The organism is Micromonospora sp. NBRC 101691, from assembly GCF_030269285.1.
Lineage (GTDB): Bacteria > Actinomycetota > Actinomycetes > Mycobacteriales > Micromonosporaceae > Micromonospora > Micromonospora echinospora.
In genome coordinates, this window is record NZ_BSTB01000008.1 from 125,208 (window position 1) to 143,544 (window position 18,337).

17 protein-coding genes are annotated in these 18,337 nt (G+C 72.9%); 11 read left to right on the top strand and 6 right to left on the bottom strand.

The features are described 5' to 3' along the window. Positions 1-26 precede the first annotated feature (26 nt). Positions 27-410 (top strand): WhiB family transcriptional regulator, encoded by a 384-nt coding sequence (locus QSK20_RS14910; RefSeq protein WP_285789212.1) that lies wholly within the window; start codon positions 27-29, stop codon positions 408-410. An 82-nt stretch (positions 411-492) separates the two neighbouring features. Next, positions 493-1,722, top strand: coding sequence for a hypothetical protein (locus tag QSK20_RS14915; protein ID WP_285789213.1), 1,230 nt, complete (start codon positions 493-495; stop codon positions 1,720-1,722). Positions 1,723-1,900: 178 nt separating this feature from the next. Here the strand turns inward: QSK20_RS14915 and groL are convergent, their stop codons facing one another. Together groL and groES are read right to left on the bottom strand one after the other, a co-directional pair. Next, positions 1,901-3,544, bottom strand: coding sequence for a chaperonin GroEL (gene groL, locus QSK20_RS14920; protein ID WP_285789214.1), 1,644 nt, complete (start codon positions 3,542-3,544; stop codon positions 1,901-1,903). A gap of 70 nt (positions 3,545-3,614) precedes the next feature. Beyond that, positions 3,615-3,923, bottom strand: a complete 309-nt coding sequence (groES, locus tag QSK20_RS14925) for a co-chaperone GroES (RefSeq protein WP_502888899.1) — start codon at positions 3,921-3,923, stop codon at positions 3,615-3,617. Between the two features lie 407 nt (positions 3,924-4,330). Here groES and QSK20_RS14930 point away from each other — a divergent pair, with 407 nt between their 5' ends. From QSK20_RS14930 to QSK20_RS14965, 8 genes are all read left to right on the top strand, one after another. Further along, complete coding sequence (locus tag QSK20_RS14930) at positions 4,331-5,842, top strand: chitinase (protein WP_285789326.1); 1,512 nt, start codon at positions 4,331-4,333, stop codon at positions 5,840-5,842. A 102-nt stretch (positions 5,843-5,944) separates the two neighbouring features. Then, the gene (locus QSK20_RS14935; protein ID WP_285789215.1) at positions 5,945-7,129 is read left to right on the top strand and encodes a THUMP-like domain-containing protein; all 1,185 of its coding nucleotides are present in this window, start codon (positions 5,945-5,947) and stop codon (positions 7,127-7,129) included. 10 nt (positions 7,130-7,139) lie between these two features. After that, on the top strand, positions 7,140-7,619 hold the full coding sequence (gene ybaK, locus QSK20_RS14940) for a Cys-tRNA(Pro) deacylase (protein WP_285789216.1): 480 nt from the start codon (positions 7,140-7,142) through the stop codon (positions 7,617-7,619). 254 nt (positions 7,620-7,873) lie between these two features. Beyond that, positions 7,874-8,968, top strand: a complete 1,095-nt coding sequence (locus QSK20_RS14945) for a sugar ABC transporter substrate-binding protein (RefSeq protein WP_285789217.1) — start codon at positions 7,874-7,876, stop codon at positions 8,966-8,968. Between the two features lie 103 nt (positions 8,969-9,071). Continuing rightward, on the top strand, positions 9,072-9,893 hold the full coding sequence (locus tag QSK20_RS14950) for an ATP-binding cassette domain-containing protein (protein ID WP_285789218.1): 822 nt from the start codon (positions 9,072-9,074) through the stop codon (positions 9,891-9,893). Further along, on the top strand, positions 9,890-11,149 hold the full coding sequence (locus QSK20_RS14955) for a sugar ABC transporter permease (protein WP_285789219.1): 1,260 nt from the start codon (positions 9,890-9,892) through the stop codon (positions 11,147-11,149). The genes QSK20_RS14950 and QSK20_RS14955 overlap by 4 nt, the downstream gene beginning before the upstream one ends. A 29-nt stretch (positions 11,150-11,178) precedes the next feature. Then, positions 11,179-12,357: an ROK family protein gene (locus QSK20_RS14960; protein WP_285789220.1), complete on the top strand. Its 1,179-nt coding sequence runs from the start codon at positions 11,179-11,181 to the stop codon at positions 12,355-12,357. Between the two features lie 218 nt (positions 12,358-12,575). Next, the gene (locus QSK20_RS14965; protein ID WP_285789221.1) at positions 12,576-12,953 is read left to right on the top strand and encodes a hypothetical protein; all 378 of its coding nucleotides are present in this window, start codon (positions 12,576-12,578) and stop codon (positions 12,951-12,953) included. A 145-nt stretch (positions 12,954-13,098) separates the two neighbouring features. On the opposite strand, the gene QSK20_RS14970 is transcribed toward QSK20_RS14965, so the two are convergent. Beyond that, positions 13,099-13,719 carry a CGNR zinc finger domain-containing protein gene (locus QSK20_RS14970; protein ID WP_285789222.1) on the bottom strand — a complete coding sequence of 207 codons (621 nt, stop codon included), beginning with the start codon at positions 13,717-13,719 and terminating at the stop codon, positions 13,099-13,101. A gap of 89 nt (positions 13,720-13,808) precedes the next feature. On the opposite strand from QSK20_RS14970, the gene QSK20_RS14975 reads away from it, so the two are divergent. Beyond that, positions 13,809-14,363, top strand: a complete 555-nt coding sequence (locus QSK20_RS14975; protein WP_285789223.1) for a hypothetical protein — start codon at positions 13,809-13,811, stop codon at positions 14,361-14,363. Positions 14,364-14,423: 60 nt separating this feature from the next. Here the strand turns inward: QSK20_RS14975 and QSK20_RS14980 are convergent, their stop codons facing one another. From QSK20_RS14980 to QSK20_RS14990, 3 genes are all read right to left on the bottom strand, one after another. Further along, positions 14,424-16,286 carry an ABC transporter ATP-binding protein gene (locus tag QSK20_RS14980; protein WP_285789224.1) on the bottom strand — a complete coding sequence of 621 codons (1,863 nt, stop codon included), beginning with the start codon at positions 16,284-16,286 and terminating at the stop codon, positions 14,424-14,426. Then, positions 16,286-17,989, bottom strand: coding sequence for an ABC transporter ATP-binding protein (locus QSK20_RS14985; protein WP_285789225.1), 1,704 nt, complete (start codon positions 17,987-17,989; stop codon positions 16,286-16,288). Before QSK20_RS14985 ends, QSK20_RS14980 begins: the two co-directional genes overlap by 1 nt. A gap of 67 nt (positions 17,990-18,056) precedes the next feature. Beyond that, on the bottom strand, positions 18,057-18,311 hold the full coding sequence (locus tag QSK20_RS14990) for a hypothetical protein (RefSeq protein ID WP_285789226.1): 255 nt from the start codon (positions 18,309-18,311) through the stop codon (positions 18,057-18,059). Positions 18,312-18,337 lie beyond the last annotated feature (26 nt).

The following is an 18,337-nucleotide window of genomic DNA, read 5'->3' on the forward strand; positions in this document are numbered from 1 at the left end:
GGTGCCGCGCGGGAGGAGGGGTGCTGATGTCGAACGTACGTAGACTGCCCGGACCCATCGTCGACCTCTGGGACTGGCAGCGGCTCGGTGCCTGCCGGGGCCGCGACAGCGCCCAGTTCTTCCACCCGGACGGCGAACGTGGTTCCTCCCGGCTGCGCCGGGAGTCGGGGGCCAAGGCGGTCTGCCGGGCCTGCCCGGTGCGCGCCGAGTGCGCGGCGCACGCCCTCGCCGTCCGCGAGCCGTACGGGGTGTGGGGCGGCTTCAGCGAGTCCGAGCGTCTGCGTCTGCTCGCCATCGGCTGGGAGGACCTGGCCGACCGGCGACGCAGCCGGGTGGACATCGCCCGCCTGGAGGCCCGCCTCGGCCGCCCGCACAAGTCGACGGTGCCCGCCCAGCGCAACGTCGCCTGAGGCACCGACCAGGACCACCGCTGCCGCGCCCCCGCCGGGGGCGCGGCAGCGTGCTGTCCGGCAGCATGGCCACATGCCACCGGTGCCGCCTTCGCCTGACCTGCGTCCCCCGCCTCACCTGCTCTGGAACCGCTGGGCCCTGTTCGCCAGCGCCCTCGCCGCGCTCGGCGTCCACGACGTCTACTGGTGCGCCGCCGACGGCGCCCACCACGACGACCACGGCGGGAACCGGTCCCGCCTGGTCCTGGTCGACGGCGGGCGGGCGGTGCTCTTCGGCTACGACCACGAGTACAGCGACACGGCGGCCGCCACGCCCCCGATCGACCTGCTCGACGGGGCCCCGGCCTGGCTGCCCTGGCCGGAGTTGCTCCGCTGGCAGGCCGACGACCAGCTCGGCTACGTCTACTGGTACGACGACGGGGTCTGGTCCCGGGTGCCGTACCCGGACGACGTGTCGGACGGGCTGGTCGCCACCGCCCGTTCGGTGCTCGACGCCGAACGGGCCCGGCTCGAACTCGTCGACGTGGTCTTCGAGTGGGGCGAACACGGGCGGGACGATCCGGCCGAGCGGGACGACGTGGCCGGGGCCGCCACCCGCCTGCTCGCCGCCGCCGAGGCACGCGCCCTCGACGCGGGGCACCTCTCCGGGCTGCTCGGCCGGCTCCCGGCCGACGCCGTCGACCTGCCCGCCGCCCTCGCCGTGGCGGACGCCGCCGGGATCACCCCCGACGCCGTGGCCCCGCCCGTCGTCCCGGCCGGCACCGCCGTTCCGGGCCGCCGGGTACGGGCGCTCAGCGTCGACGGGCACGAGGACCTGGTCCGGGCCGCCATGCGCGAGGAGTCCGAACGACGGCGGACCGAGCCGGAACACCGCCCGGAGCTCGACGCGTTGGCGGCCTGGGTCCGCGGGCAGGCCCCGGCCGGCGACGGGCGCTGCACCCTGCTCGTGGCGGCCACCGACACCAGCCTCGCCACGCAACGGGGGCCGCAGCCACCGCGTGCCCTCATCGGGGAGACCGACTGGCAGGGCTTCCGGGAACTGTCCGGCCTGACCCGCGCGCTACGGACGGCGGAGACCCACCCGGAGGAGGGACGCTGGTTCTTCCTCCGCCTGACGACCACCCCGGAGGGGCACGCCGTCGAGCGGCGCTACGACTCCTGGCCGGACTGGTACCCGTCCCCCCGCTACGACATGCACCTCGGCGACCTCCGGACCGAGCTGGACCGCCGCGCGCCGCGGTACCGCCCATCCTGGGCGCCCCTGCTCGATCCCGAGGTCGCCTGGCGGGACGTACCCGGCGACGCCGGCTAGGCTCCCGCCGCGCGAGTCCTCCATCCGGTCCCGTCCGGTGCCGTTCCCTCCGGGCCAAGCCCACCGGTCCACGTACGACACAGGGCACGCCGTCACGGGGACGGCGTGCCCTGCGGTGCGACGTGCCGGCGGGCGCCCCGGGGGAGCGGCGCGCCCGCCGTACCGTGTCGCGGACGGCTCAGAAGCCGGGGCCGTGCTGGTGGCCGTGGCCGTGGGAGTGCCCGTGGCCACCGGCGGCCGGCTCGGCCTTCTCCGGCTTCTCCACCACCAGGCTCTCGGTGGTGAGCAGCAGGCCGGCGATGGACGCGGCGTTGGTCACCGCGTTGCGGGTCACCTTCACCGGGTCGATGATGCCGTTGCCGACCAGGTCGACGTACTGCCCGGCGGCGGCGTCGAGGCCGTGGCCCCACTCGCTGCCGGCGACCTTCTGCACGACGACGTAGCCGTCCTGGCCGGCGTTCTGGGCGATCCAGCGCAGCGGCTCGACCAGCGCCTTGCGCACGATCGAGACGCCGACCTTCTCGTCCCCGGTGAAGCCGAGGTCGTCGTCGAGCGTCGGGAGGATCTGCGCGAGGGCGGCACCACCGCCGGGCACCGTGCCCTCCTCGACCGCCGCCTTGGTCGCCGCGATGGCGTCCTCGATGCGGTGCTTGCGCTCCTTCATCTCGACTTCGGTCGCCGCGCCCACCTTGATGACCGCCACGCCGCCGGAGAGCTTCGCCAACCGCTCGGCCAGCTTCTCCCGGTCCCACTCGGAGTCCGAGGCCTCGATCTCCTTGCGGATCTGCGCGACCCGGTCGGCGACCTCGGTGTCCTGGCCGCCACCGTCGACGATGGTGGTGTTCTCCTTGTCGACGACCACGCGGCGGGCGGTGCCGAGCGCCTCCAGCCCGATCTGGTCGAGCTTGTAGCCCAGCTCCGGCGCGACCAGCTCGGCGCCGGTCTGGATCGCCATGTCCTGGAGCATCGCCTTGCGGCGGTCACCGAAGCCCGGCGCCTTGACCGCGCAGACCTTGATGGTCTTGCGCAGCGCGTTGACCACCAGCGTGGAGAGCGCCTGGCCCTCGACGTCCTCGGCGACGATCAGCAGCGGCCGGCTGTCCGCGAGGACCTTCTCCAGCAGCGGCAGCAGTTCCTCGATCGCCGAGATCTTCTGCGTGGTGATCAGGATGTACGGGTTCTCCAGGACCGCTTCCTGCGACTCCAGGTCGGTCACGAAGTTCGGCGAGATGAAGCCCTTGTCGAACTGGAGACCCTCGGTCACGTCCAGCTCGGTGTGCAGGGCGGAGCCCTCCTCGACGGTGATGACACCGTCCCGGCCGACCTTCTCCATCGCCTCGGCGATCAGCTCGCCGATGGTGGCGTCCTGCGCCGAGATCGTCGCGACGTGGGCGATCGAGGTCTTGTCGGCCACCTCGACGGCCCGGTCGAGCAGGGCCTCGGAGACCTTGGCCGCCGCCGCGTCGATGCCGCGCTTGAGGCCGGCCGGGTTGGCCCCGGCGGTCACGTTGCGCAGGCCCTCGCGGACCATGGCCTGGGCGAGCACGGTGGCGGTGGTGGTCCCGTCGCCGGCGACGTCGTTGGTCTTGGTCGCCACCTCCTTGACCAGCTGCGCGCCGAGGTTCTCGTACGGGTTGGTGAGCTCGATCTCCTTGGCGATGGTGACCCCATCGTTGGTGATCGTCGGCGCACCGAATTTCTTGTCCAGGACGACGTTGCGCCCGCGCGGGCCGAGAGTGACCTTGACCGCGTCCGCGAGGGCGTTGACACCGTGCTCGAGCAGGTGCCGGGCGTCATCCGAGAAGCTCAGGATCTTCGCCATGGATATCCCTTCGAAGCGTTGCTGCCCCGGCCCGGCGAGCCGGACCGGGGCAGCGACACTGATCGGTTGGTTACTTCTCGATGACCGCGAGGACGTCGCGGGCGGAGAGCACCAGGTACTCCTCGCCGGCGTACTTGACCTCGGTGCCGCCGTACTTCGAGTAGATGACGGTGTCGCCGACCTGCACGTCAACCGGGATCCGGTTGCCCTTGTCGTCGACGCGGCCCGGGCCGACAGCGAGGACGGTGCCCTCCTGCGGCTTCTCCTTGGCGGTGTCGGGGATCACGATGCCCGACGCCGTGGTGGTCTCAGCCTCGTTCGCCTGGACCAGGATCCGGTCCTCGAGCGGCTTGATCGCAACCTTGGTCGCGGTAGTCACGGGCATACCCTCCTGGGGTACTTGGTTTCGTAACCGGTCGGCGGGGCCGACCAGCGTCAATCTGCCACATGCCACCGGGCGGGGCCGTCGTCGCGGGTGCCGGTCCGCCTGGCGTTCAACCTCCGGGCGAGGCCCGGAAGCTGGCACCCTCGATGGGAGAGTGCTAATCGCAGATTAGGCCGCCGCTAGCACTCCGTCAAGGAGAGTGCCAACGACGGCGGGGCGCGTCGCGTCGGCCGGAGCCGCCCACCCCCGCCCGCGCCGTGCCCACCCTCGCAGCACGGTCCGCGACCGGATCACTCGCCACCACACCTGGACAATTACAGTTAACAATCCTAATAATTAGGCATCCGTCGATCCGACGGCTCTCCTACCGGGAGGTCCGGATGCGTCGCCCTGTCCCGAGACTGTTGCTGGCCGCCGTCGCGGCCCTCGCCGCCATCACCGCCACCACCCTCGTCGTCGCCGCGCCGGCCCAGGCCGCCGGTCCGACCGCCACCCTCGTCCGGACCGCCGACTGGGGCACCGGGTGGGAGGGGCGTTACACCATCACCAACGGTGGCCCGACCACCATCACCAGCTGGCAGGTCGCCTTCGCCCTGCCGTCGGGCACCACCCTCGGCTCCTACTGGGACGCCACCCTGACCAGCGCCGGCGGGCGGCACACCTTCACCAACCGGTCGTGGAACGGCACCGTCGCGCCGGGCGCCTCGGTGTCGTTCGGCTTCCTGGTCACCGGCTCCGGCTCCCCCGTCAACTGCACGATCAACGGCGCGCCCTGTGCCGGCGGCCCGCCGACCACGCCGCCGCCGACCACCCCGCCGCCGACCACGCCGCCCCCCACCACCCCGCCGCCGACCACGCCGCCCCCGACCACGCCGCCGCCCGGTGGGCTGCCCCGGCACGCGCTGATCGGCTACCTGCACGCCAGCTTCGCCAACGGCTCGGGCTACCTGCGGATGGCCGACGTGCCGGCCGACTGGGACATCATCAACCTGGCCTTCGGTGAGCCGACCACCGTGACCTCGGGCGACATCCGCTTCCAGCTCTGCCCGGCGACCGAGTGCCCCGGGGTGGAGACGGAGGCCGAGTTCATCGCCGCGATCCGCGCCAAGCAGGCGCAGGGCAAGAAGGTGCTGCTCTCCATCGGCGGGCAGAACGGCCAGGTCCAGCTCACCACCACCGCCGCCCGGGACACCTTCGTCCGGTCGGTGTCGGCCATCATCGACCGGTACGGCCTGAACGGCCTCGACATCGACTTCGAGGGGCACTCGCTCTACCTCAACGCCGGGGACACCGACTTCCGCAACCCGACCACGCCGGTGATCGTCAACCTGATCTCGGCGATCCGCACGATCAAGCAGCGGTACGGGGCCAACTTCGTGCTCACCATGGCGCCGGAGACGTTCTTCGTCCAGCTCGGCTACCAGTACTACGGACAGGGCCCGTGGGGCGGACAGGACCCGCGCTCCGGGTCGTACCTGCCGGTGATCCACGCGCTGCGCAACGACCTCACCGTGCTGCACGTGCAGGACTACAACTCGGGACCAATCATGGGGCTGGACAACCAGTACCACACGATGGGCAGCGCCGACTTCCACATCGCGATGACGGACATGCTGCTGGCCGGCTTCCCGGTCGCCGGCAACCCCGACCGGTTCTTCCCGGCGCTGCGTGAGGACCAGGTGGCCTTCGGGGCGCCCTCCTCCCCCAGCGCCGGCAACGGCTACCTCGCCCCGGCCGGGGTGCAGGCCGCGGTGAACTGCCTGGTCAAGGGGCAGAGCTGCGGGTCGTACGCCCCGCGTAGCGGAACCAACCCGGCCTTCCGGGGGCTGATGACCTGGTCGATCAACTGGGACCGGTTCTACGCCTGGGAGTTCCGCCTGAACCACGGCCCGTTCCTGCGGGCCCTGCCCTGACCCGGGCGGGGTCCGGGTGCCTGCAGGGGTCCCCTGTTCGACAAAAAGCGGTAACAAGGGACCCCTGCTACCTCCCGAACCCGGCGGTCCAGAATGGGTCGGGTGGATCTCGACCAGTTCGCCGTCCTGCGTACCCCCGAGGGGTCGACCGCGCTCGACGCGGCGGCACGGGTGGCCGGCGGTGACCCGCTGAGCGCGGCGGCCGCGCTCCGCTCGGCCGGCGTGCCGGCCGGGCTGGCCGCCGCCGCGCTCACGCAGGCCGAGCTGCGGCGACGGGCGACCGGCAAGTTCGGCCCGGAGGCGGCCGGGATGTTCCTCACCCGCGCCGGGCTGGAGCAGGCGACCCGGCGGGTGGTCGCCGACCGGCGCGCCGCGCGGTTGCGGGACGCCGGGGTACGCACCCTCGCCGACCTCGGCTGCGGTCTCGGCGCGGACGCGCTCGCCGCCGCCCGGGCCGGCATCCGGGTGTACGGGGTGGAGGCCGATCCGCTCACCGCCGCGATGGCCGCCGCGAACGCCGGGGCGGCCGGGCTGGCCGACGCGTTCACCGTCGAGTGCGGCGACGCGACCGCGTTCGACGTGTCCCGGGTGGACGGGGTCTTCTGCGACCCGGCCCGCCGCAGCACCGGCACCGGCCGGCGGATCTTCGACCCGAAGGCCTACTCACCTCCGTGGGACTTCGTGACCGACCTCGCCGCCCGGGTGCCGCACACGGTGGTGAAGGTGGCCCCCGGGCTGGACCACGCGCTGATCCCGACCGGCGCGGAGGCCGAGTGGGTCAGCGTCGACGGCGACCTGGTGGAGGCGGCGCTCTGGTGCGGCCGGCTGGCCGAGCTGCCCCGTCGGGCGACCGTGCTGCGGGCCGGGCGGGCGCACCAGCTCACCGGCTCGGGCGCGGAGGAGGCTCCGGTCGGCCCGGTCCGGCGCTACCTGCACGACCCGGATCCGGCGGTGGTCCGCGCGCACCTGGTCGCCGAACTCGCCGCCACGTTGGGCGCGACGATCGCCGACCCGAGCATCGCCTACCTGTACGCGGACACCCCCGGCGTGACCCCCTTCGCCCGCTGTCTGGAGGTCACCGACGTGCTGCCGTTCTCGCTGAAGCGACTACGTGCCCTGTTGCGCGACCGACGGGTGGGGCGGGTGGAGATCCTCAAGCGCGGCTCGGCGCTGGAACCCGAACGGCTCCGGCGCGACCTGCGGCTCGCCGGCGACCAGGCGGCGAGTGTGGTGCTCACCCGGGTCGCCGGGGCGCCGACCGCGCTGGTCTGCCGTCCGACCGGTTAGATTTGAGCCCGTGGCGGGACGGGGGACACCGGCGACGGCGCTGCTGGTCAAGCGCGGGATCGGACACAGCGTCCACCCGTACGACGTCGCGCCGGACACCCCGAACTACGGCACCGAGGTCGCCGCGGCGCTCGACGTACCGGCCGACCGGGTGTTCAAGACCCTGGTGACCGAGGTGGACGGTGCCCTGACCGTGGCGGTCGTCCCGGTCACCGGTGAGCTGGACCTCAAGGCGCTCGCGGGGGCGGCCGGCGGGAAGCGGGCCGTCCTCGCCGACCGGGTCCTCGCCGAACGCGCCACCGGTTACGTGCGTGGCGGCATCAGCCCGCTTGGTCAGCGCCGACGGCTGCCGACGGTGCTGGACGCCTCGGCCCTGGCCTTCCCGAGCGTCTACGTCTCGGCCGGGCGGCGCGGGCTCCAGGTCCAGCTCGCCCCGGCGGACCTGGTCGCGCTGACCGGGGCGACCACCGCGCCGATCGCCACCCGCTGAGCGGCCGGCCACCACCGACGGCGACCCGCTTCTCTTTTCCCACGCTGCCCGACCTTCGGGTGAGGCGTTGATCATCTTCGTTCGACCCGGGCTTGGTGACGGCCGTCCGACCTGCGCGTTTCGTTGGCGTTGCTGAATTGTTACCGCAGCCAACAAATCCATGACCTCGACGGTCTTGCGCTCGGAGTGTGACGGGGAATACGTTGCCGGGCACAACAAAACAACACACCCCCACCCCGAAAGGAACCCCGCACATGCGCAGAGGGATCCTCACCATCGCGACCGTGGGTCTGCTCGTCACCGGCGGCGTGACCGCCTGCGGCGACGACTCGGGCGACAACGACGCCGGCTCCGACAAGAAGCCCAAGATCGGCGTGATCCTGCCGGACAGCAAGTCCTCCGGCCGGTGGGAGAACGCCGACCGCAAGTTCCTGGAGGCGGCCTTCAAGGCGGCCGACGTCGACTACGACATCCAGAACGCCCAGGACGACAAGTCCAACTTCCAGACCATCGCCGACCAGATGATCACCAGCGGGGTGACCGCCCTGATGATCGTCAACCTGGACTCGGGCACCGGCAAGGCCGTGCTGGACAAGGCGAAGTCGCAGGGTGTGGCGACCATCGACTACGACCGGCTGACCCTCGGCGGCAGCGCCGAGTACTACGTCAGCTTCGACAACGAGGTGGTCGGCAAGCTCCAGGGCGAGGGCCTGACGAAGTGCCTGACCGACAAGGGCGTGCAGAAGCCGGTGGTGGCGTACCTGAACGGCTCCCCCACCGACAACAACGCCACCCTGTTCAAGAACGGCTACGACTCGGTGCTCAAGCCGAAGTTCGACTCCGGCGAGTACGTGAAGGGCCCGGAGCAGTCCGTCCCGGCCTGGGACAACGCCCAGGGCGCCACGCTGTTCGAGCAGATGCTGACCCAGACCGGCGGCAAGATCGACGGCGTGCTCGCGGCGAACGACGGCCTCGGCAACGCGGCCATCTCGGTGCTCAAGAAGAACAAGCTCAACGGCAAGGTCCCGGTGACCGGGCAGGACGCCGACCTCCAGGGGTTGCAGAACATCCTCGCCGGTGACCAGTGCATGACCGTCTACAAGGCGATCAAGCAGGAGGCGGACGCCGCCGCCGAGTTGGCCATCGGGCTGGCCAAGGGCGAGCGCAAGGAGACCGGGCAGACGGTGAAGGACCCGGAGAGCGGCCGGGACGTGCCCTCCGTCCTGCTCACCCCGAAGCTGATCTTCAAGGAGAACGTCAAGGACGTCGTGGCGGACGGCTTCGTCACCAAGGAGGCGCTCTGCACCGCCGAGTACGCCAAGCTCTGCGCCGACGCCGGGATCAGCTGAGCCGTACCGGTTTCCGGTGCCCCCACCGGAGCGCGGGCGTCACCCAGGGACCGCAACCCCGGTGACGCCCGCCCCGGCGGCTCGACAGACGTGAAGGAGACCCGTGTCCACCACCCCCCTGCTGGAACTACGTGGGATCGACAAGAGCTTCGGCCCGGTCCAGGTCCTGCGTGACGTGGCCTTCTCCGCCCACGCGGGGGAGGTGACCGCCCTGGTCGGCGACAACGGCGCCGGTAAGTCGACCCTGGTCAAGTGCATCAGCGGCATCTACCCCACCGACGCCGGCACGTTCCTCTTCGAGGGCCGGCCGGTGACCATCAACAGCCCCCGGGACGCCGCCGCCCTCGGCATCGAGGTCGTCTACCAGGACCTCGCGCTCTGCGACAACCTCGACATCGTGCAGAACATGTTCCTCGGCCGGGAGAAGCGCACCGGCATCGTGCTCGACGAACCGACCATGGAGCAGATGGCCGCCGAGACCCTGGCCGGGCTGAACGTCCGGACGGTCAAGTCGCTGCGCCAGCACGTCTCCAGCCTCTCCGGCGGCCAGCGCCAGACCGTGGCGATCGCCAAGGCGGTGCTCTGGAACAGCAAGCTGGTGATCCTGGACGAGCCGACCGCCGCCCTCGGTGTCGCGCAGACCGCCCAGGTGCTCGAACTGGTCCGGCGGCTCGCCGACAACGGCCTGGCCGTCGTGCTCATCTCGCACAACATGAACGACGTGTTCGCGGTCTCCGACCGGATCGCCGCGCTCTACCTCGGGCAGATGGTCGCCCAGGTGAAGACCACCGACATCACCCACGCCCAGGTGGTCGAACTGATCACCGCCGGCCGGTCCGGCGCGCTCGGCCTGACGGCCGGCAACGGCGCGCAGCCCCCCGACACCGGCGCATCCGCCGACAGCACCCCAGGAGCCCTCCGATGACCAGCACCGCCGTGCGCAAGGTCGGTCCGGTGGCGGTCACCGACACGCCGACCGTGGGCGGCCACGTCCGCAACTACATCAGCCGGGTACGCGGCGGCGACATCGGGGCGCTGCCGGCCGTCCTGGGACTGGTCGTGCTCTGCACGGTCTTCTCGATCATGCGACCGTCGTTCCTGTCGGCGCAGAACTTCGCCAACCTCTTCACCCAGGGCGCGGCGGTCACGCTGATCGCGATGGGGCTGGTCTTCGTCCTGCTGCTCGGCGAGATCGACCTCTCCGCCGGCTTCGCCAGCGGGGTCTGCGCCGCCGTCCTGGCCAACATCGTCACCAAGGCGGGCCTGCCGTGGTACGTGGCGGTGCTCGCGGCCGTCGCCACCGGCCTGGTCATCGGGCTCGTCCTCGGCTTCCTGGTCGCGAAGATCGGTATTCCGTCCTTCGTGGTCACCCTGGCGGCCTTCCTCGCCTTCCAGGGCATCGTGCTGCTGCTGATCAGCGGCGGCAGCAACATCTCGATCCGGGACGAGGTGCTGGTGGCGATCGCCAACCGCAACCTCACCCCGACGCTCGGCTGGCTCTTCTTCGCCGTGCTGGTCGGCGGGTACGCGGCCCTGCAACTCCTGCGCCACCGCAAGCGCACCGCGCGGGGCCTGCTCGCCGATCCGTTCCCGGTGGTGCTGGCCCGGATCGGCGGGCTGGCGGTCGTCCTCGGCCTGGCGGTCTACATCCTCAACCTGGAGCGCAGCCGCAACGTCCTGATCAACTCGCTCAAGGGCGTACCGATCGTGGTGCCCATTATCGCGGTGCTGCTGATCTTCTGGACCTTCGTGCTCCAGCGCACCAGCTACGGCCGGCACGTCTACGCGGTCGGCGGCAACCGGGAGGCGGCCCGCCGCGCCGGTATCAACGTCGACCGGATCCGGATCTCGGTCTTCGTGATCTGCTCGACGATGGCCGCGGTCGGGGGCATCGTGGCCGCCAGCCGGGCCAACTCGGTCGACCCGAACACCGGGGGCAGTAACGTACTGCTCTACGCCGTCGGCGCGGCGGTGATCGGCGGGACCAGCCTCTTCGGCGGCAAGGGACGGGTGCTCGACGCGGTGCTGGGCGGCGCGGTGGTCGCGGTGATCGACAACGGCATGGGCCTGATGGGGTACGAGGCCGGGGTCAAGTACGTGGTCACCGGAGTCGTGCTGCTGCTCGCCGCCAGCGTCGACGCGTTCTCGCGACGACGGGCCGCCGCCACCGGCAACCGCTGACCACGTCCCTCGACCGGAGTACCAGGAGCATGCGCACAGGACCCAGCCAGGACGAGATCCGCCGGCAGAACCTCGGCGCGCTGCTCCGTTACGTCCACGTGCACGGGGCGACCTCACGGGCGGAACTCACCACCGCCCTGGGACTGAACCGCAGCACCATCGGCGCGCTCACCGCCGACCTGGCCGGCGCGGGACTGGTCAGCGAGGGAGCGCCGAAGGAGACCGGCCGGGCCGGGCGACCCTCGCTGGTCGTCCGGCCCGAGTCGGAGCGGGTCTTCGCGTACGCGTTCAGTGTCGAGGTGGACCGGCTGCGGGCCGCGCGGGTCGGGCTCGGCGGCGAGCTGCTCGACCGCCGGGAACTGCCCCGGCCGCACGGCCCGGCGGCGGCGGAGGCCGCGCCGCTGCTCACCGCCATGGTCAAGGAGATGGAGCAGGGCGCCCCGTCCGGCGCGGTCTGCGTCGGCGCGGGCGTGGCGGTGGTCGGCATGGTCCGCCGGGACGACGGCCTGGTCCGGTCCAGCCCCACCACCGGCTGGGTCGACGAGCCGCTCGGCGAACTGCTCCGCGCCGGGCTCGGCACCGGGCACCCGGTCGTGGTCGGCAACGTCGCCGACCTGGCGGTCCTCGCCGAACACGTCCGTGGTGTGGCGGTGGGCTGCGACAACGTCGTCTACCTGCACGGCGACGCCGGTGTCGGGGCGGGCATCATCGCCGGTGGGCGACGGGTCACCGGGCACGCCGGCTACGGCGGCGAGGTCGGCCACATGGTGGTCAACCCGGGCGGGCAGCCGTGCGGCTGCGGCTCCCGGGGCTGCTGGGAGACCGAGATCGGCGGCCGCGCGCTGCTCCGGGCCGCCGGCCGTGACGGCGTGGAGGGGCAGGACGCCATCCTGGCCGTGGTGGACCCGGCGGCCCGCGGGGACGCCAGTGCCCAGGCGGCGGTCCGTCAGGCCGGCGACTGGCTCGGCTTCGGCGTCGCCAACCTGGTGAACATCCTCAACCCGGAGATGGTCGTCTTCGGCGGCACCATGCGGGACCTCTACCTCGCCGCAGCCGCCCAGGTGCGCAGCCGGCTCAACTCGATGGCGTTGGCCGCCTGCCGGGAGCACGTCCGGCTGCGCACCCCGAAGCTGGGCGACGACGCCCCCCTGATCGGCGCGGCCGAACTGGCCTTCGAGCGGCTCCTCGCCGACCCGCTCGACGTCTGACCGCGAACCGGCTCCGCCCGGTCCCACCGAATCGGGTCGCCCCGTTGCCGGGCAGGTCGTGCCGCGCCAGCGGAGTCGCCGCGCAGGCGTGGGGCCGAGTGCGGAAGTTCCGTGAACCAATCCACCCGAGGCATCCGTGTCTCCCGTAGACGAACGCGTTATGCGCCTGTCTGGACTGGTCCGCGGCAACATCCCACTACAAGGCTTTAGGAGCACAGATGGCAGCTTTGACTCGTATGCGCAAGACGTGGCGACCGGTCGTGGTCGGCGCTCTCGTCCTGGCCGGATTGACCACCGCCGCGACGCCGGCAGCGGCAGCGACCAACCGGACCGGACTCTGCAACAAGGGAACCGGCTTCTCGTCGACCCTGGAATTCCCCTGGCGCGGCGGGTTCACCAGCCATGTGGTGGCGCCGGGCAAGTGCTGGAGCATCACGCTCACCGCCGGGAGCACCGAGCCGGTCTACGTGTATGCCCACGGCAACGGCGCGAAGGTCTTCCTCGGCTCGAAGACGATCAAGACGGGCGAGCACAACGTGTTCCGGACCAAGGGCACCTCGGTCTGGTCGGCCCAGTACTGGTTCTCGCACAGCTGACGGCTGTGACGGTCCCCGCGCACCTCGGGCGGGCGCGGGGGCCGCGCAGGCCCCGGACCTCCCCGACATGCTCGCCGCCTCGGTGGCTCTTCGACGTCGAGCGGGGTTCGGGGCTGGGTTCGACCCGAGAGTGAAGGCTCCCCGTTCACCGGTGATCGGGCCGGCGGTGCCGGGTGGCGTAGGCACGGACCTTCGCGCGGTTGCCGCAGACCGCCATGCTGCACCAGCGCCGCCGGCCACGCGGGTCGAGGAAGAGCCAGCCGCAGTCGTCGCCGGGGCAGGCCCGCACCCGGTGCCGGTCCGCCGTGGTGAGCAGGTCGGCAGCGGCCCGGCCGCAGGCGAGCAGTGGCAGCGCCAGCCCCGCCTCCTCGCCGAGTGTCCACCGCGCGGTCCCCGCCGCGTCGGCGTGGAGCCGGGAAGCGGCGGCAGCCTGCTCGGCGATGGCCGCGACGACGTCGAACGCGGCGGTGTCGCCGGGCGTCAGCAGGACGGCGCGCAGGGCGGCGCGCAGCGTCCTCGTCTCCGCCAGCACCCGGTCGGCCGCGTCCGGCCGCTCCTCGGCCGTCAACCGGAGCCGACGTACCGTGGCGGCGTCGAGCAGGTCCGCGTGCCCGGCCCAGACGGCGAGCCGGTCGTAGCCGCGCAGCCATTCCCGGTACGGCGCGGGCGACTCGTCCCACCCGCCCCAGGTGTTGCAGAGCTCCAGTCCACGGTGGCCGGCGAGCAGCACCGGCATGGGATGACCGTCGACGTCGATCCAGTGCACCCGGCCAGTATGCCTTGACGGGACACCAGCTAACCAGTCAACCTCTGCACACCGGTTATTCGACCTTTCACGGTTAGGCGGTGGTGGTGATGCGCAGACTCGTCCGGACGGCGCTGGTGGGCACGATCGCGCTCGGCTCCCTCCTGGCGGGGGCACCCGCGTCCGCGGTCGACGGACCGGTCGACGGGGCACGGCCCGGCGGTTACCGGCCGGAGCCCTGGCGCACCTGGGTGCAGCAGGAGTGGACCGCCCCGGCCGGCCGGTACTGTTCCTTCCCGCTCCAGGTGCGGGTGGTCGACCAGGACGTTCGGGTCCGGGTGGTGGCCCGGTACCCCGACGGCGCGGTCCGCCGGGAGGAGTTCGCCGGCCCGCTGGTCGTCGATTTCGTCAACGTCGACACCGGACGGGCCGCGCGGCGGGACGCGGGCGGCTCCGGCGCCGCCGACCACCGGCCGGACGGCACCTGGTCCCGCTACACCATCGTCGGCCCCGCCGGCTTCGGTTTCCGGCCCGGGGACCACCACCCCCGGGGCTACTACCTCCTCGACGGGCTGCACGTGATCACGTTCGACGCCGACGGCACCCGCCGGCTGGCTGTCGCCGTCGGCGAGCAGGAGAACGTCTGCCTGGCCCTGGGTGACTGACCGACGCGGTCCCGACGGCCACCCGGCCGCCCGACCGCCGCCCGACCGCCGGTGGCCTGGTCAGGAACGGGAGCCGTGCCAGGAACGCCAGAGGTCCGCGTACGAGCCGCCCCGGGCGAGCAGGTCGGCGTGCGGGCCGAGTTCGGTGATGCGGCCGTCCTCCACCACCGCCACCCGGTCGGCGTCGTGCGCGGAGAAGAGCCGGTGCGCGATCGCGATCACCGTACGACCCTCCAGCACGGCCGCGAGCGACCGTTCCAGGTGCCGCGCCGCACGCGGGTCGATCAGCGACGTCGCCTCGTCCAGCACCAGGGTGTGCGGGTCGGCCAGCACCAGTCGGGCCAGGGCGAGCTGCTGCGCCTGCGCGGCGGTGAGCGGGTGCCCGCCCTCGCCGACCGGGGTCGCCAGCCCCTCGGGCAGGGCGTCGGCCCAGTCCAGCGCGTCCACGGCGGCCAGCGCCGCGCGGACGTCCGCGTCGGTGGCCGCCGGCCGGACCATCGCCACGTTCTCCCGCAGCGTGCCGATGAAGACGTGGTGTTCCTGGGTGACCAGGGCGACGTGTCGACGCAGCTCGGCCAGGGGCAGCCCGGTCAGGGGCCGCCCGTCCACGGTGACCGAGCCGGTGCCCGGGGCGTGCACGCCGGCCAGGAGCCGACCCAGCGTCGACTTGCCCGCCCCGGACGGACCGACCATGGCCAACTTCTCCCCCGGCTGCGGAACCAGGGTGACGCCGTGCAGCACGTCCCGCCCCGGGCGGTAGGCGAACGTGACGTCCCGGACGGCGAGTCGACCGTCCCCCGGACGACCGACCGCCCCACCGACCGGGGACGCGCCGACCGGGGACGTGCCCGACCGGGGCGGGTCGACCAGGGACGTGCCGGCCGGGCTCGTACCGGTTCCGTCGGACGCGGCCCGGCTCGCGGCCGGTCCGTCGCCGGTGGGTCCGTCCGGGGCGGCCACGCCGAGCAGCCGGGCCAACGACGCCCCGCCGACCTGGAGTTCGTCCAGCCAGGCGAGCAGCCGGTCGACCGGCTCGATGAGCTGCTGCGTGTAGAGGGTGGCCGCGGTGACCTGGCCGAGGGTCACCCAGCCCTCCAGGTAGAACCAGCCGCCGACGACCAGGGTCGCCACCACCGGCACCAGGTACCCGATCTCGGTCACCGGGAAGAAGACCGTCCGCAGCCAGAGGGTGTACCGCTCGGCCGCGTACGACCGGCGGATGTCGGCGTCGGTGCGGGCCCGTCGGCGGGCCTGCTGCCGCAACGCCTCGGTGGTCCGCGAACCCTCGACGGCCTCGCTGATCCCGTCGGTGATGTCCGAGTAGGCGGCGTTCTCCCGCAGGTAGCCGGCGGTGGCCCGGCGCAGGTACCAGCGGGTGCCGACGACCAGCACCGGCACCGCGACCAGGCAGGGCAGCACCAGCAGCGGACCGACCAGCAGCAGCGCCCCGAGGACGAACCCGGCGGTGACCACCGCGATCAGGGTCTCGGGCACCGCCAGCCGGACCGTCCGGGACAGCGCGGCCACGTCCCGCGAGGTCCGGGTGAGCAGGTCACCGGTGCCGGCCCGCTCCACGGTGGCCAGCGGCAGGGACAGGATCCGATCGACGAACTCCTCCCGCAGCCCGGCGAGCACCCGTTCCCCCAGCCGCGCGGAGGCGACGTGCGCGAGACGCAGCAGCACCGACTGGACCACCACGAACCCGGCGATGGCCAGCACGATCAGGTCGACCGGGGTGCTGCGGTCGCCCTGGGAGACCCCCTCGACCAGGTCGCCGAGCAGGCGCGGCCCGGCCAGCCCGGCCGCCGCGGCCGCCGCGTGCAGGGTGAGGGCGCCGGCCAGCGGGCCCGGATGACGCCGGGCCAGGGTACGGGCGTACCGACGGACCTGCGCCGCGTCCGCGACCGGCAGGGCGGTGGCCATCAGCTCTCCTCCCGGCTGACGGTCGCGGCGTACCGGGGCTCGGTGCCGAGCAGGTCCTCGTGCCGGCCCTCGGCGACCACCTTGCCGTCCTCCACGACGACCACGTGGTCGGCCCGCCGGAGCACCAGCGGGCTGGTGGTGCAGACCAGCGTGGTCCGGCCGGCCCGGACCGGCCCGAGGCGGGACGCGATCCGCGCCTCGGTGTGCGCGTCCACCGCGCTGGTCGGCTCGACCAGCAACAGGATCTCCGGGTCGGCGACCAGCGCCCGGGCCAGCCGCAGGCGCTGCTGCTGGCCACCGGAGAACTCCCGGCCCCGCTCGGCCACCGGGCTGTCCAGCCCGTCCGGCAGCGCCGCCACGATGTCGGTCGCGCTCGCCGCCGCCAGCGCCGCCGTGATCGTGGCGTCGTCGGCGACGTCGTGCGGGTCCAGCTCGGCGCGGAGCACGCCGGTGAAGAGATGCGCGTCGTTGTCGGCCACCAGGATCCGCTCCCGCACCGTCGCCAGCGCCACGTCCCGCAGCGGTACGCCGTCCAGCGTCGCGTCCGAGTCCACGTACCGGCCGAGCCGGTCGGTGATCGCGACGGCGTCGGCCGGCTCGGCGGCGACCAGCGCGGTGAGCCGGCCGGGGCGGACCACCACCCCGGACCCGGGGTCGACCAGTTCCCCCGGTCCGCCGGGCAGCGGCACCGGGCGGGCCGGGTCGGTCAGCTCCGGGGCCAGCCGGAGCAGGTCGACCACCCGACGGGCCGCCACGTGCCCCCGGGTCAGCTGGTCGACCGTCTCGGTGATCGTCCGCAGCGGGGTGACCAGGAACGCGGTGTAGCCGTAGAAGGCGACGAGCTGGCCGGCGCTGATCTCGCCGCGCAGCGCGAACCGGGCTCCGAGCCAGGTGACCAGGGCGAGGAAGAGACCGGGCAGCAGGATCTGCACCGCCGCCAGCAGCGAGTCGACCCGGGCCACCCGTACCCCCTCGGCGCGCAGCGCCTGGGACTCGGCCCGGTAGCGGGTCGCGACCACCTGCTCGCCGCCCACGCCCCGCAGCACCCGCAGCCCGCGCACGATGTCCCCGACCCGGGTGGTCAGCCGGCCCTCCTGGTCGCGGTAGGTGCGCTGCCGGCGGTGCAGCGGCCGGATGAGCAGCGCGACCGTCACCATCAGCACCGGCACACCGAGCACCACCACCAGACCGAGCGGCAGGGAGGCGGTCAGCAGGATCACCGTGATGGTGACGAGGGCGACCACCGCGCCGCTGCCCCGGGCCAGGATCTCCATCGCGGAGCCGATCTGCCCGATGTCCGACGTGCCGATGCTGACCACCTCACCGGCGGCGACCCGCCGGGGCAGGGTGGCGCCGAGCCGGTTCGCCGCCTCGACGGTGAGCTGCACCGTGCGGTACGCGGCGGCGAGCCAGTTGTACACCGCGCAGCGGTGCCGCAGGACGCCCGCGACGGCCTGGAGCACCCCGAGCCCGAGCAGCACCAACCCCCAGGTGACCAGCGCGTCGGGGTCACGTGCGGTGAGGCCGGCGTCGATCGCCTTCCCGATCGCCGCCGGGGCGAGCGCCTGGGCCACCATCCACACGACGCCGAGCGCGATCCCGGCGAGCAGGGTGGGGCGGCTCCGGTTGGCCAGCCAGACCAGGAATCGGGTGGCCGACCGGGAGTCGGGGATGCCGGGATCGCCGGCCGGTAGGGAACGCATGACAGGACGAACGTATGCGACGGACACGGAACGCGCCCGTCACGTCACCCACCGGAAGGTCGGCGTGTCAGCGATCGACCTGCGTGAAGTCCCAGGAGTGGGCGGGCCGGGCGAGCAGCGTCGGCGGCGGTTCGGGCATCGAGCGGGGCGTGTTGCGCCACTTCGAGATGACCACCACCCGGTGGTCGGTGGAGGTGAAGACCTCGCTGGAGAGGTGCAGCGGGTCGTGCCCGAACTCCGGCAGCGCGATGTCGCACACCCAGGCCAGCAGGTCGTCGAAGCCGTACGGCTCGGCGCGGGCCTCCCACATCCGTACGATCACGTCGACCGCCCCCCGCCTCCGCCTCG

Excerpts from the sequence above, each read along its gene's own strand:
- groL (WP_285789214.1), bottom strand. The coding sequence starts at position 3,544 with ATGGCGAAGATCCTGAGCTTCTCGGATGACGCCCGGCACCTGCTCGAG.
- QSK20_RS14955 (WP_285789219.1), top strand. The coding sequence starts at position 9,890 with ATGACCAGCACCGCCGTGCGCAAGGTCGGTCCGGTGGCGGTCACCGAC.
- QSK20_RS14975 (WP_285789223.1), top strand. The coding sequence starts at position 13,809 with ATGCGCAGACTCGTCCGGACGGCGCTGGTGGGCACGATCGCGCTCGGC.
- QSK20_RS14985 (WP_285789225.1), bottom strand. The coding sequence starts at position 17,989 with ATGCGTTCCCTACCGGCCGGCGATCCCGGCATCCCCGACTCCCGGTCG.
- QSK20_RS14960 (WP_285789220.1), top strand. The coding sequence starts at position 11,179 with ATGCGCACAGGACCCAGCCAGGACGAGATCCGCCGGCAGAACCTCGGC.
- QSK20_RS14980 (WP_285789224.1), bottom strand. The coding sequence starts at position 16,286 with ATGGCCACCGCCCTGCCGGTCGCGGACGCGGCGCAGGTCCGTCGGTAC.
- QSK20_RS14945 (WP_285789217.1), top strand. The coding sequence starts at position 7,874 with ATGCGCAGAGGGATCCTCACCATCGCGACCGTGGGTCTGCTCGTCACC.
- QSK20_RS14910 (WP_285789212.1), top strand. The coding sequence starts at position 27 with ATGTCGAACGTACGTAGACTGCCCGGACCCATCGTCGACCTCTGGGAC.
- QSK20_RS14965 (WP_285789221.1), top strand. The coding sequence starts at position 12,576 with ATGGCAGCTTTGACTCGTATGCGCAAGACGTGGCGACCGGTCGTGGTC.